The organism is Gemmatimonadota bacterium (assembly GCA_009838845.1).
Lineage (GTDB): Bacteria > Latescibacterota > UBA2968 > UBA2968 > UBA2968 > VXRD01.
Window position 1 is genome coordinate 26,402 of the sequence record VXRD01000029.1, and the last position, 13,535, is coordinate 39,936.

A 13,535-nucleotide genomic window follows, 5' to 3' on the forward strand; every position below is an offset into this window, starting at 1 on the left:
CTCCAATAGAGAAATAATATGCCCGAAGCAGATGCTAAAAACAGTTGGTTTCGATCCCTTCTGGAATTTGGTGATTCACCCGCCGACAAGCGTATCACCGAATTAATGGCAGAAGAATTGGAAACGCGTCCACAACGCATTCAACAAGCCTTTGAAGCAGGTGCAAAATCAGACTTCTCGGGCAAAGACCGTCAGATGTTTGATCAGATGTGGCTCAACCAAAATCTAAACGAAGTCAACAAAGAATTGACAATAGATTTTCAAACCGAACTGGCAAACCTCGCAGAATGTGAGGAGAAAGGCATACAACCCGGGCAGAGTCTCTACAGCCTGTGGCGCAATCCAAGGCTAATTACATTCTACAATTGGTTTGGGTCTAAAAGTACACAGATGCCAAATCGACTCACGCCTGAAACAGAGCGAATTTTGCTGACTTTACTATGGGCGCGAACCAGGTACAAGAATGATATTTCTGTCGCAAAAAAGAGCACCTGGTGGATCGCGGGTAGTGAGAATCACGACCTGAATACAAAAGCCTGTAATCTTTTAAGTGCGCGTATTTTTGCCAATGAACCCGAGTATGTTGACCGCATTTATCCCGACCTCGGTTATGGAGATGGCATCGGATATGGCGAGTCGGGCTATTGTGGGCAGGGCAGCAATGATCGACACGGTGGTGGGCGCGCAAATTGGGCGGACGGAAAATCTTATAACGCAGCCGATCATTACGATGCCTGGTTGCCCTATCTCAATGACTATTTCACTGAGCGTGCAAAGCGGGGATTCTTTCTTGAAAATGGTTCGCCTACCTATATGAAGTACACCATCAGTTATATTCTTATGCTCTACAATTTCTGTGGTGATGAGGGGCTAAAAAAGAAAATTGGCATGTTTTTAGATCTGATGTGGGCCGATTGGGCACAGCTACAAATTGCAGGTTTACGAGGTGGTCCCAAAACGCGCCACCACAAGACTGCTGGTGGATACGATTCTATGTCGGATCTTGCCATTTTCTACCTGGGTGGTGAGGGCAAAACCTCGTTCAACTATCCGCAACAACTCTTAAGCGACTATGCCTGGCCAAGAATCGTATGGGAATTAGCTCTGGATCGAAAAGGGCTCGGGTCATTTGCATATCTCTCTCGGGGCATTGGAGAAGAAGAACCTACCAGCCCTCGTCCATTGGGCACGGAGCGCACCGTGATGGGAGATACGCCATCGCGGTTTGTCAAATACACATGGGTAACGCCAGATTATGTGCTGGGTACTCAGATGGATCACCCTTATGCGCTTTACAACCACCTATCAACCGCCGGGCGCTGGCAAGGTCTGGTGACCAAAGATCCCAACACCCGTCTGGCAACCATTGCACTGGATACGCCAGAAGGAGAATGCGAAGGTGAAAATATCTACGATATGGAATTGGTGTATCACAGCGTCCAGCATAAGCAAGTGCTGATCACCCAACAAAGAAGACGTTGGGCACAATCCAATCCAGACTGGTATCCAGCCAATGACAATCGGTATGATCGGGAATTCGGGTTATTCTTAGGCAACGGATGGGATCGTATTGATGAAACAGATGGATGGATATTTGCAGAGAAGAGAAATGTCTATGTGGCAATACGGGTTATTCTTTTGGAAGCAGAGGCCGATGCCAAAGCCTGGGCAAAAGGGACCGATAGATACCGGGGCAACGTGGTTCTTAGAAACGACAGCTATAGATTCAATAACGATCAGACGATTTTGCAACTGACCAACAGATACAGTCCCGTTCTGATAGAAGCAGGTCGCAAGGCAGATCACCCAACATTGGAAAATTTTAAGCGTATGATTTTGCAGGGCGAACTCACACTCTATAGAACCGTGGTAACAAGAGAAACAGGCATTGTTGTCGTTTACAAGAGTGCCGCGCCTGAAATGGCAGAAATAGTATTTAATGCGGCCAATACAAGCGATGTGCCTACAATTGGTGGAAAGTATGTCGATTATGAGCACCCAAAAGTTTTCGACAGCCCTTATATCCAATCCAATTATGATAGCGGCCAGATTGAAATTTGCAAAGGCGATTACAGACTCAACCTCGACTTTAACAATAATTTAAGGGACGAATGCTAACACCCTTCATCCTCAAAGTCAGGAGTAAAATATCATGCAACGCAATGCTTTCAAGATGCAGCTAAAGCCCGGTTACGAGGCCGAGTACAAAAAGCGCCACGATGAAATTTGGCCGGAGTTGGCTGAAGAATTGAGCAAAGCTGGCGTCTCGGACTATTCAATTTTTCTCGATGAAGAAACACTGACACTCTTTGCCGTGCAGAAGCTATCCGACGACAATACTGCAGATGAGTTGCCGGAGACCGCAATCGTCAAGCAATGGTGGGCCTACATGGCCGATATCATGGATACCAACCCCGACAACTCGCCGGTCTGCATACCGCTGAAGGAAGTTTTTCACCAGGATTAGCAGAGTGTTTATAATGCGAATCATCAACCGTATAATGCTGATCGTTATACTTATAACTGGGCAGACACAAGGAGCTGAATCAGTGAAGAAGAATTTTACCTCCGAAGCGGTCGTGGCTGGCTTTGAACAACGAGTGGATGCGATGTTTCGCGCTGAATCCGGCAAGCCGTTGGTGCGGGCAAAGAAACAGAAGCCACTCGATCCCGGGCGAGGAAATTATGTGCGGGCCTATTCCTATTCCATGGTGGGGTTTGCCGCACGTTGCCTCTACCTGAACGAGATGCTGGAAGAAGCCAATGCCGCACTTGTCGAAAATGCCCAGCATTATCTCGACAATCCCATGGACATCAATGATCGCGACAGTTTTCACTGGCATGCGGAGATCGTCATGCGGCTGATTGAGATGTACGGCGCCAACGGTAGTAATCGCATCACCAAAAAGACCGAAGCCCTCGCTCTCAAGCCAATTTGGGAATACGTCAGGAAGGTTTCCAGGCTTGATAAGGCGGAATACGAGAAATCCAGGACCTGGCACATCTACCTGTCGGAGAATCATCATGCCATGAGTTTTACGGTCTGCTGGCAATTTGCCAAAATCGCGAAAAATCGGCCCGAATACAAGGATCTCAAGTATGATGACGGCGCTACGGCGGCGGAACATTATCGGGCCTGGAATGCGTATTTTGTGGTTTACTGCCGTGAACGTGCGCGCAAAAGCCTGTGCATCGAAATGATGTGCGACGACTATAACAGCACATTGATCAAGGGTTTCTACAATTTCTACGACTTTGGTGACCCGCAGGTGAGATGGTCAGCCGGGCTGTTGCTCGATCTTTATTTTGCCTATTGGGCGCAGGAACAGATTGACGGCGTTCAAGGTGGTGGGCGGTCGCGCATCTATTTCTGGAAAGGGCTTAAGCAAAATCGGGATCATGGCAATGCGCCGCTGGCCTGGTTCTACTTTGGTATCGGCAAGCAGCCTGCTGTTTATGGTCATGACGTAAACGCGGCTCTCAGCGACTACCGACCACCAGCCGTGGTGGCCGATATCGCAATCGACGTGGCAGGACGAGGACGCTACGAGGTGCGGCAGCGTCCTCAGGGTCTGGGAAAAACGGGGCGCCCTTTGAAGACTGCTGATACACAAGTGCCGACCAGGATGCGAACCGATGGAGGGGGTATTCTGCGCTACAGCTACTGCGATCCCGCCTTCATCATGGGAACGCCGATGACGGAAGCGAGGCCTCTGAAGGATTGGGCTGCGATCAGTGCGCAAAACCGCTGGCAAGGCGTGATCTTTGCCGGCGAACACGATGCGCGTATTGTTCCCATCGTTCGCCCCAAAGACAACCGGGTGGCCATGAATGCACAGTGGTCCGTGCAGAGCAAAGGCAGCTTGATTACCCAGAAGCTCAAGCACCATAAGGACGGTGCCGAGATGATCATCTGGATGTCGAAGAGCGGGTTGAGCGCGCCAGTGGAAGAGGATGGCGTGGTCTATGTGGAGGCCAAAGGCGCTTATGCGGCAATCCGCGTAGCCACAGGCGGTTTCAAGTGGATGGATGGCGAGTTTGAAACGGATCGCTTTGTTCCCGAAAACGCGACCATGATCCCCAATGATGAATACGCACCAGTGATCATTGAAGTCATGGCCAGGAGCGATGTCACGAGTTTCGACGCTTTCAAAAAAAAGGTGAAGGTCTGTGAAGTTCATATAGATGGGACGGTGCTGCGCTACAAAACCATCTATGGCGATCAGTTGACCTTTGATACCAGCGCCAAAGCGGTCCCCTCAATCAATGGCAAGCCAATCGACTACGCGCCAAAGAAAGTCTTTGAAAGCCCCTTTCTCAATGCTGAGTGGAACAGCGGGGTTGTCACCATCAGCAAGGGAACGCGGAAGAAGATCTTGGATTTTACAACAGACAACCCCGGGTTCCTGTACACCAGGCAGGGTAGTGATCCTTCCTGGTCGTCCATTCTCGAAGAGAAACAGATTCCGATCGGTACGAACTCCTCTGCGGGAATAACAGGTTCAATAATTGACGTCAATAACGAGGTGGTAGAAAAGGGACCCCATGCATTACGCCCCATAGAAAGTGAAATCAATATTCACACACCGGGCAATAGTTTGATTCCTCGACGCGATTTTCACAAATGGTCGCGATGGTATCAAGAGGACGGAAACACACAGGTGTTTCGCCTTTTTGATGGCGAGCACAATGTGCGCAATGCACGTGCCAATGCGGCCCGGATCGAGGCGTTTAGCAAAAAGAGGTGGAACCGCGGTACCTGGCATGAATGGATTGGCACCTACACGATTGTGAAAGCGCAGGGGTGTGGCATCTTTCAGGTGAAAAACAGTGGTGAAGACTGGTCTATAATGTTGGTTATGACCGCTGATGGTGACGTCGTATTCCAGCCGCGCAGAGCGACTTCTAAGACAGTATTAAAGAACATGGAAGGCAAGTCTTTTGATGTCCGCATTCGCGACAACGGCCATACATCTGAATGCTACATCAATGGAGAATTTGTAGGCCGCCACGACTGGGAAAGACCCAGTGGTCGCAGTACCTTTCGATGGGGTATGTACGTGGGCGGCAAGAAGCTTTCCAAAGATGCCTTATTATTTGTAACAGGCGCTACAGTAGATCCTGAAGGATCCCCCACCAGGAAGTAGATAGTGGCACTCCTGAAAATTGAGCGTCCTTCTTATTTCACCGATTGCATTTGGAGGTCAGGCTGTGGACACTGAGAAACAAACGGATTTTTCTGTTGTTCCCTTTGGAAGTGGGGGACAATTAAAAATGATCTATGACAGAAGGCAGCGCCCTCAAGCCATCTATATCAACAATCGAGTATATATCGTTTATAATGGCGGGGCACCAATGGATGCTGAGACCAGAGAAAAGACATATCCTTTTGTTATCTCTTTTAACCCCGAGACAAAGTCCTTTTCATCTCCCCTACAGCTGGGAACCAAAGGCTCAAACGACCAGCATTATTGCCCCATAATCTGGGCTGATAATGATGACCTTTTACATATTTTGTCAGGTTGTCACAAAACGCCAGGAACACATTTAATATCCAAAAAGGTAGCGGATATTGGAAACAGTGTAGAAGACTGGTCTCCAGCCCCTGAAATAAGAAACTCGCTTTCTTACCCTACGGTTTATCACATATACAATAATAGACAAGTGGTTTATTTCCGAACAGGAGAGCACAGAAGTTCGTGGTCATATTTAATTTCAGACAATGAAGGTAAAACCTGGTCAGGACCTGAAAACGATGTCACAGATTTAAACATGGGGGAAGAAACAGCAACAGTAGATGATCCGATGGACTTGAATGAGTGGTCTTCTTATCACACTTGCTTTCCGAGTAAAGATGGAAAGTTTTTGCACGCCGTATTTTGTTCTTATGATGACAATAAGAAGGATATCCCAGAAAAGTTTTACAATCCTCGTTATGGAACCAAAAAGAATCTCGGGATCAAATACAACCTCTATTATGTAAAAATCAACCTTCAAACGCATGAGGTCGCGAATTTTGATGGCGAGACAGTCAGACCGCCCATTGATATTGGCACTGCAAATGACAAATGCAAAATTTGGGATACCGGTTGGAGAGGCGCAGGCGTTCCACCTGATATTGTCATAGATGAAAATGACAATCCGGCCTTTTTGCATGTGCTATCAGAAGACGTGCCCGACAGGTGCAATTACTATTATGTGAGGTATATTAATCATGAATGGATACAGACGGTTATCACCCCTGCCACTGATGATTGGAACAGTTGCTATCTCAGGCAGGATGAAAGTGGCACGCTGCATGCTTATCTGATAGTAGGTGATCACAAATTTATAAAAGGAAAACGTGGCAACATGGACTCCAAAGGTGGAGGAGATATTGAAGAGTGGATCTCCACAGATAGTGGATTCACCTGGCAAAGAGCGAGAGATTTGACGCCACGTGCCCCGGAGTATGCCGGTTGGAAATTTAACAATATTCAACCGATTAAAGATCCAAAAGGAAATGTAAGAGATGGCATGCTCCTCTTTTACGGGTGGAAAGACAGTGAACTGTGTAAAGCGAAAGGGTTTCTGATTATAGACCAGAAATGGTGAGGGGTTACAACGCGATTGGCAGTTCGCATTTTTATCGTCTGATGCGTATTGATATCCAATCATCACAAAATCTTTTTTCTCGAGAACCAGATAGATGACAAAACAAGACAGACCCAATTTCCTCTGGATCAGTAACCACGATTCCAGTGCCTGGAACTACGGTTGCTACGGAGATCAATACGCACATACCCCAAATATTGACCGCCTATCGGCAGAAGGTGTGCGCTACACCAACGCGTTCACCGCTGGCCCAATCTGCTCACCGTCGCGCACGGGCATCTATACCGGCATGCATCCGACCACGCTGGGCACACATCATCACCGCAGCGCGATCATCCGCCCCGCAGGAGTTGAGTTGTTAAACACAATGCTGACGGACGCCGGTTACGCCTGCACGCAGCCGGATAATGACATCAATCTATACGTCTCCAAAGAGGAGCGTGAACAGTATTACAACGCTGAAGATTTCTGGGAGAATCGTCCTGAAGATAAGCCGTTCTTCATGTATTACAGACTGGGCAGTTCCCACGCAAGTGTATTCAAACTGACGCCCGAGGATGCGCGGAAAGCGCGTTCCTCGCTCTTGAGCGACGACGAGTTGCACGATCCGAATGATGTGCCGGTTCCGAGCTTTGTTCCCGACACCCCCCTGTTCAGGGAACGGATGGCGCTCTTCTACGACGCCCTTGCCAATGTCGATAAGCAGGTCGGGGAGATCCTGGACGAGCTTGAAGCACAGGGGCACAGTGAAGACACTATTGTGGTCTATTGGGGAGACCATGGCACGGGTTATCCCCGGGGCAAGATCCACGCATACGACGACGGACTGAATATCCCACTGATCATGCGATTCCCGGAGAAGTATCAGCACCTATCCCCGGCAGAACCCGGTAGTGCGGTTGATGAACCCGTCCTGCACCTGGACCTCTGCGCGACGACCCTGCAACTGGCAGGTGTCCCTATCGCCGAACACATCCAGAGTCGCAACCTGTGCGGCCCCAACAGAGATGAATCGAGGGACTTTGTCTGCAGTGCCAGGGATCGGCTGGACAACAATCCGGAAGTAATCCGCACAATCCGCACAAAAAAATACCGTTACTTCCGCAACTTCCTCCCCCACCAGCCATACGCTTCGTTCTATCCAGACGGCGGATTCTTTGCGAAGGTCCCGGAGGAAGGAACGCCGGAACGCGCCTTCTGGGAGACCTCTTGCCTACCGGGCAAACAGAAGGTCCACGACCCCGACGGCGTATTTCTGATGCTCGGCCCGCCGGTCATGATCAAACAGGACGGGTTGCCTGAGCATTACCGGCAGTTCCAGATCTGGCAGGATCACAAACCCGCCGAAGAGTTATACGATATCGAGAACGATCCCGAAGAGATAAATAACCTGGCAGATGATCCTGCTTACAGCAATGTGAAGGATGGCTTGCGACAGAAGCTGTTCGACTGGATGATCGAGACCCGCGATCTGGGGTTGATTGATGAACCGGAAATTGCTGCACGAGCAGAGCAGTACAACGGCATTTGCCATGCAGTCGGGGCCCACTGTGATAATTACGAGCGAATCCTGGAAACAGCAGACCTGGCACGCATGGGTGACGAAGCAAAGGAAGAACTCGCAAAACGACTTGGTGATCCCGACTGCGCCGTGCGTTTCTGGGCTGTTACCGGCCTTTGCTCGCTCGGTGTGGAACGCGAGATGATCAAGCAATTGTCACCGCTCCTTGACGATCCCTCAATCAGCGTCAGCCTGGCCGCCGGAGACTATCTGGTGCGGGCAGGCGAAGGCGCCCTGGCCCTGCCTGCTTTTGAGCGCGCGCTGTCGAGCGATATCCTCTGGGCGCGGCTACGAGCCGGTGCCTATCTGTCATACCGCAGCCGCGAAGAACTCCAGCCCATGAAACCGCTTATTCCCGCCCTGGCGCGGGCCATAAATAAACAGGAGATGTTCGGACCGGAACACAATGCGCAACTCGAAAAGAACAATTACACAAGCGGGCTTGGTGGGCAGCGGGACGGCATCGTCAGGGTGTGGGTATTGGAGCGGGTGATGAAGAGAATTGAACTGTCCGCTAACTTTTAAAAATTGTTGAATGGAGGATAGCTCAGATGACAGAATCGTCAATTGATCTGGACTGGTATGCGCTTTCAGCGCAAGAAATCAGGCAGTTTGATGAGCAAGGCTATCTCATTGTGCGCGACGTGCTCGATCAGGACATGATTGACCGGGTCGTTGAGGCTGCTGATCGGTTGATTGCGAGTGACGACCAACACATGCGCACGGGACGACTGGGCTTTAAGAATTGTATTGTGAAAGATGATGCTTTTATTCCCCTGCTAACCCACGCCAAATCGCTGTCGGTTGCGGTACAGCTTTTGGGTGCACATATCCAACTGATGGTATCACAACTTGCTTATAGAGGCTCTTCCGATCCCTCGAAGAAAGTTCGGCGGGTCGGATGGCATCGCGATTATGGTGCAGCGACAAAAGTATTGGGAAATCATGTGCCCCGTGTTTTGTTAAAGTGCGCGTTTTATCTCAATGATCTGACCGAACCAAACTCGGGTGTGACGCTGGTTGCGCCTGGCTCCAATCGCCACAGCAACCCCATTGAAGTCCCTGAAGGAGAGCCTGGACCAAAAGGTTATGTTGAGGCTTCTTTAAAGGCGGGTGATTGCCTGTTCTTTGAAAATCGAACCGGGCATGCAGCAGGTATAAACACATCGGGTAACATGCGAAAGGCGATCATGATTGGTTATGGCTATCGTTGGGTGATGCCGCTGGACTATCGGAGTCAAGAGCCTGCCTTTATGGATAAACTGGATGAATTGGGTCGGTATTTGGTGGGTGAAAGATATCCAAAAATAGAGGGGTACAAAGCTGGCGGTGGAGATAGCCCGCTTACGCCGTGGTGTGAAGAGAACGGTGCGCCAGAGATCAGACCGGTTGTTTAAGAAGGAATCAAATCTTTTTGATATTTCTGTGATTCGTTGACGCGCTTTTGTGTAACGCGGTATTATGGGATGAGGCCTATGGCGTCCAAAAACCCCAATGATCCGCCTTGGGCCAGGTCGTGTAGCATTTTTCGCACGAACAAAAAAAGCGCATCATAAAACGTGGTTTAGCCGCAGTATTGACCGACCCATTGTGGCCGAACAAGTGTTGAAAAAAAAGGATATCACCGCGCTTCGGTGTCAGTTCGATACCGGGTTCCAGATCTAACGAGGGGATGTCCTTGTTCAGATCTTTCAGGTGCTTGTACTTGACCGGATCGGATTCAGCCAGGGCGCGTATCTTGCTGGGCGAACCAGGCCAAACACAGGTCCCTCCGCCCTGCGGTTCGATATCGCTTAGATAGAGGAGGCTGGTGATGCGATAGGGCCCGGGAAAGGTCTTGGGCACATGCTTCGGGTTGAGGCCGTCGATGTGCGGGTGCCGTGGCATGGTCCATTGCCCCGGACGCCCCAACAAATTTAGTGCAAAGATCGCTTCGGGTGAGTGCAACGAATCAATCGGTTCGCCCAGCAGCTGCGCTACAGCGTTGAGGTAGTCGTCTGTGGCGCAGGCCATCAAATCGGGATCCTGCACCCCGTTAAAGATCACCGCACCGCTGCCTTTGTTATACGTATCGGCGGTCTCCGGCACCATCGACCAGGTGGACGCATCCCCCGCGTCCATGTCCATCAGCTTCCACATCGCCGCTTCGGCTTGAGCCGCGATCTGATCAGAAATCAGGCCGGAGGCCAGCAAGTAGCCATTTTGTCGGTAAAAGGTGAGTTGATCTTCGTTTAGAGCCATAGAGTATTCCTCATTCGATGGTTTACAAGCCTTTTCTGCCATGTCCCATAATAAGTTAATTTCTGAACTACGGCAAATACTCTTCATTTTTTGTTTTTGTGGGCTATATTGATTATCAATATTTGTTTGATTATCATGAGGTATGGACAACTTTTTCGTATCGTGATTGCATTCTGATTGTTGTGCAATTAAGTAGGGAGGTTTTTGTGGCCAACAAAGAGAAGCCCAATATTGTATTCATTTTGACCGATCAGTGGCGCGCACAGGCAACAGGGTATGCGGGAGATCCAAATGTTAAGACACCCAACCTCGATGCCCTGGCTCAAAAGAGTATTCGGTTGGATACGACTGTGTCAACGTGCCCGGTTTGTTGTCCGGCTCGTGCCTGTCTTTTGACCGGGCAATATCCACTGACGCATGGGATCTTTTTAAACCAGATTCGGCTTGAGCCCGATACGACCACATTCGCTGAGGTTCTAAAGTCACACGGTTATGACACCGCATACATTGGCAAGTGGCATTTGGACGGAGATACCCACGAGCAAAATTTCATCCCACCTGAGCGACGGTTGGGCTTTGACTTTTGGCGCGCGCACGAATGCTCGCACAATTATTACGATTCGCCCTATTATGATGACTCGGGCATTATGAAAAAGTGGGAAGGATACGATGCGTTTGCACAGACCGATTGTGCGATTGAGTATCTGGAGGGCAGGCAGAATGAAGACGATCCCTTTTTCCTTTTTGTTTCATATGGCCCGCCTCATAACCCTTTCCACAAAGTGCCGGAAGAATACAGAGCGCTCTACAATGAAGATGAAATCGTATTGAGAGACAATGTGCCTGCTGAGTGTGAGGCGATTGCCCGGAATGATATGTGGGGTTATTATGCGCATATTACGGCACTTGATCACTGTGTTGGGCGTGTTGAAGAAGCACTTGAACGCCTCGGGATGACAGAGGGTACAATTCTTGTGTTTACCTCTGATCACGGTGAAATGAATGGGTCGCAAGGCCATGATCGGAAAATACGGCCCTGGGATGAATCTATGCTTGTGCCCTTTCTGTTGCGATTGCCAAATGGGATTGGTCGCCAAATCGACACCCCTTTTGGCATACCAGATATGATGCCGACGTTGTTGGATCTGGTGGGCGCGCCTGTACCGGAAGGCGTCGAAGGGGTGAGTTTTGCCAAACACATGCTCGGTGAAGCCGATGCGCCTTTGGAGGCTTCACTTTTTGGATGCTACGTTCCGTTTGCCAATTATTCTTATGAACATGGTGGCAGGGAATATCGAGGCGTTCGCACGAGCCGTTATACTTATGTGCGTGACCTGGAGGGGCCCTGGTTGTTGTATGACAATGAGGCAGATCCTTATCAGTTGGAGAACCTTTGTGGTCGGCCTGAGGTAGAATCTGTTCAAACGCATCTGGAAGGTTTGCTTTCAGATCTGTTGAAGGAACATAATGACGCGTTTGAGAACGGGCAGGAATTGTTGGATCGATGGGGGTATGAAATCGTCAATCCCCACGCATTTCGCAGGAAACAAGTGTGAACGAAAATCAAAAAGTACTGTGAGCGAAAACGGATTGCAGCTTCTTTGGTTTAACAAGTAGGGAATACCGCGAACGACAGAAGATCGGCATTTTGAACGACAAATTTGAGGGATAGATATGAATCAACCGAATATTCTTTTTGTGTTCACAGATCAGCAACGCACAGATACCATGTCGTGTTACGGCAATGATTGGATTCAATCGCCGCATTTGAATGCGCTTTCGGAGCGGTCTTTTGTTTTTGAGAATACGTATGTTGGTCAGGCTGTGTGTACGCCATCGCGGGGTACGCTGATGTCTGGGTTGTACCCTCATTCGCACGGATGTGTGGCGAATGGGATTCATCTACGAGAAGATACAAAGTCGATTGCGGAAATGATGCCAGATACATATCGCAAGGCATATATGGGCAAATGGCATTTGGGCAACGATACCGTTCGCCAACATGGGTTTGATGAGTGGATCAGTATTCAGGATAATTTGCGGCATTTGAATACGATTCAAGATGCGCCGATGAGTTCCCACTATGAGTGGTTGGTGGCGCAGGGCGTTGAACCACCCTCGCATTTGGCACCGGACTTGAAACAATTTTCTGCAGGAGATCGCGCGCGTTTGCCAGCGGAACAACAGGTCGGGGCGTTTGTCGCGCAGGAAGCGGATCGGTTTATTCGAGAAAATGTCGATCAGCCCTGGTTGCTGGTGTGCAGTACGTTTGAACCGCACCCTCCATATACAGGGCCGTATGACGGTTTGTATGATCCTGAGGAATTGCCGGTTGGCCCGACGTTTTTGAAACAACCTGAAGGGCATTCGCGATTTAATCGGGTGCGAGCAGAGCATTATGCAACGAAGAAGGAGGCAGGTGAAGATTTAAGTACGGAATTGGGATGGCGAAAAGTGAGATCGCAATACTTCGGAAATATGAAGATTGTTGATGATGCTGTGGGGCGGATCATTCAGGCATTGGAAGAGACAGGGCAACTGGAGAATACGATTATTGCTTACACGAGTGATCATGGAGAAATGGTGGGCGATCATGCGATGATGGAAAAGCGGACGTTTTACGAAGAGTCTGCGCGAGTGCCGTTTTTGCTCAGTGTGCCGTGGTTGAATAAGGAACAGAAACGAATCGATGGTGTGTTTGGGCATGCGGATTTGGTGCCGACACTTTTGGATCTGGCGGGCGTTGAAGTTTCAGATCAGTGTGAAGGGGAGAGTTTGGCTGGTGCACTCACCGGTGAGCGCGATTTGAAGGATCACGTTGCATTTATGGAGTGGAATGGGATTGGCGATCGCAATTTAGGGAATCCAAGCATTAACTTGATGGCGACATTGCCCTGGCGATCTGTGGTGACGGGTGATCGCTGGAAGTTGAATTTGTGTGCTGGTGATCAGTGTGAGTTGTTCGACCTTAATACAGATCCTTATGAAGAAAACAATCTGTTTGATGTTCCTGAACATCGCGATCGCATTCGCGATATGGCGGCGAAGATTCGATTGTGGCAACATGAAACAGGAGATACTGTGCCTTTGCCGAGTGTTTAGAATCCCCTCTGTGTTTTTATCAATACTGATTTTCTGG

Annotated in this window: 9 protein-coding genes; 8 read left to right on the top strand and 1 reads right to left on the bottom strand. The window is 49.5% G+C overall.

The window, feature by feature from the left end; genetic code table 11:
- The first annotated feature begins 18 nt into the window (after nt 1-18).
- The 6 genes from F4Y39_04475 (at nt 19) to F4Y39_04500 (ending at nt 9,552) form a co-directional block, all read left to right on the top strand.
- Nucleotides 19-2,118, top strand: coding sequence for a hypothetical protein (locus F4Y39_04475; GenBank protein MYC12963.1), 2,100 nt, complete (start codon nt 19-21; stop codon nt 2,116-2,118).
- Nucleotides 2,119-2,152: 34 nt separating this feature from the next.
- Nucleotides 2,153-2,467: an L-rhamnose mutarotase gene (rhaM, locus tag F4Y39_04480; GenBank protein MYC12964.1), complete on the top strand. Its 315-nt coding sequence runs from the start codon at nt 2,153-2,155 to the stop codon at nt 2,465-2,467.
- A gap of 82 nt (nt 2,468-2,549) precedes the next feature.
- Nucleotides 2,550-5,147 carry a hypothetical protein gene (locus F4Y39_04485; protein ID MYC12965.1) on the top strand — a complete coding sequence of 866 codons (2,598 nt, stop codon included), beginning with the start codon at nt 2,550-2,552 and terminating at the stop codon, nt 5,145-5,147.
- Nucleotides 5,148-5,211: 64 nt separating this feature from the next.
- On the top strand, nt 5,212-6,594 hold the full coding sequence (locus tag F4Y39_04490) for a hypothetical protein (protein ID MYC12966.1): 1,383 nt from the start codon (nt 5,212-5,214) through the stop codon (nt 6,592-6,594).
- 94 nt (nt 6,595-6,688) lie between these two features.
- Entirely contained in the window at nt 6,689-8,680 is a 1,992-nt protein-coding gene (locus F4Y39_04495) for a sulfatase-like hydrolase/transferase (GenBank protein MYC12967.1), read from the top strand.
- A gap of 26 nt (nt 8,681-8,706) precedes the next feature.
- Nucleotides 8,707-9,552 (top strand): phytanoyl-CoA dioxygenase family protein, encoded by an 846-nt coding sequence (locus F4Y39_04500; protein ID MYC12968.1) that lies wholly within the window; start codon nt 8,707-8,709, stop codon nt 9,550-9,552.
- Between the two features lie 76 nt (nt 9,553-9,628).
- Here F4Y39_04500 and F4Y39_04505 read toward each other — a convergent pair whose 3' ends face one another.
- Nucleotides 9,629-10,546: a hypothetical protein gene (locus tag F4Y39_04505; protein MYC12969.1), complete on the bottom strand. Its 918-nt coding sequence runs from the start codon at nt 10,544-10,546 to the stop codon at nt 9,629-9,631.
- A 20-nt stretch (nt 10,547-10,566) separates the two neighbouring features.
- Here F4Y39_04505 and F4Y39_04510 point away from each other — a divergent pair, with 20 nt between their 5' ends.
- Nucleotides 10,567-11,952, top strand: a complete 1,386-nt coding sequence (locus tag F4Y39_04510) for a sulfatase (protein MYC12970.1) — start codon at nt 10,567-10,569, stop codon at nt 11,950-11,952.
- A 118-nt stretch (nt 11,953-12,070) separates the two neighbouring features.
- Nucleotides 12,071-13,498, top strand: a complete 1,428-nt coding sequence (locus tag F4Y39_04515) for a sulfatase-like hydrolase/transferase (protein MYC12971.1) — start codon at nt 12,071-12,073, stop codon at nt 13,496-13,498.
- Nucleotides 13,499-13,535 lie beyond the last annotated feature (37 nt).

Excerpts from the sequence above, each read along its gene's own strand:
- F4Y39_04475 (MYC12963.1), top strand. The coding sequence starts at position 19 with ATGCCCGAAGCAGATGCTAAAAACAGTTGGTTTCGATCCCTTCTGGAA.
- rhaM (MYC12964.1), top strand. The coding sequence starts at position 2,153 with ATGCAACGCAATGCTTTCAAGATGCAGCTAAAGCCCGGTTACGAGGCC.
- F4Y39_04495 (MYC12967.1), top strand. The coding sequence starts at position 6,689 with ATGACAAAACAAGACAGACCCAATTTCCTCTGGATCAGTAACCACGAT.
- F4Y39_04500 (MYC12968.1), top strand. The coding sequence starts at position 8,707 with ATGACAGAATCGTCAATTGATCTGGACTGGTATGCGCTTTCAGCGCAA.
- F4Y39_04515 (MYC12971.1), top strand. The coding sequence starts at position 12,071 with ATGAATCAACCGAATATTCTTTTTGTGTTCACAGATCAGCAACGCACA.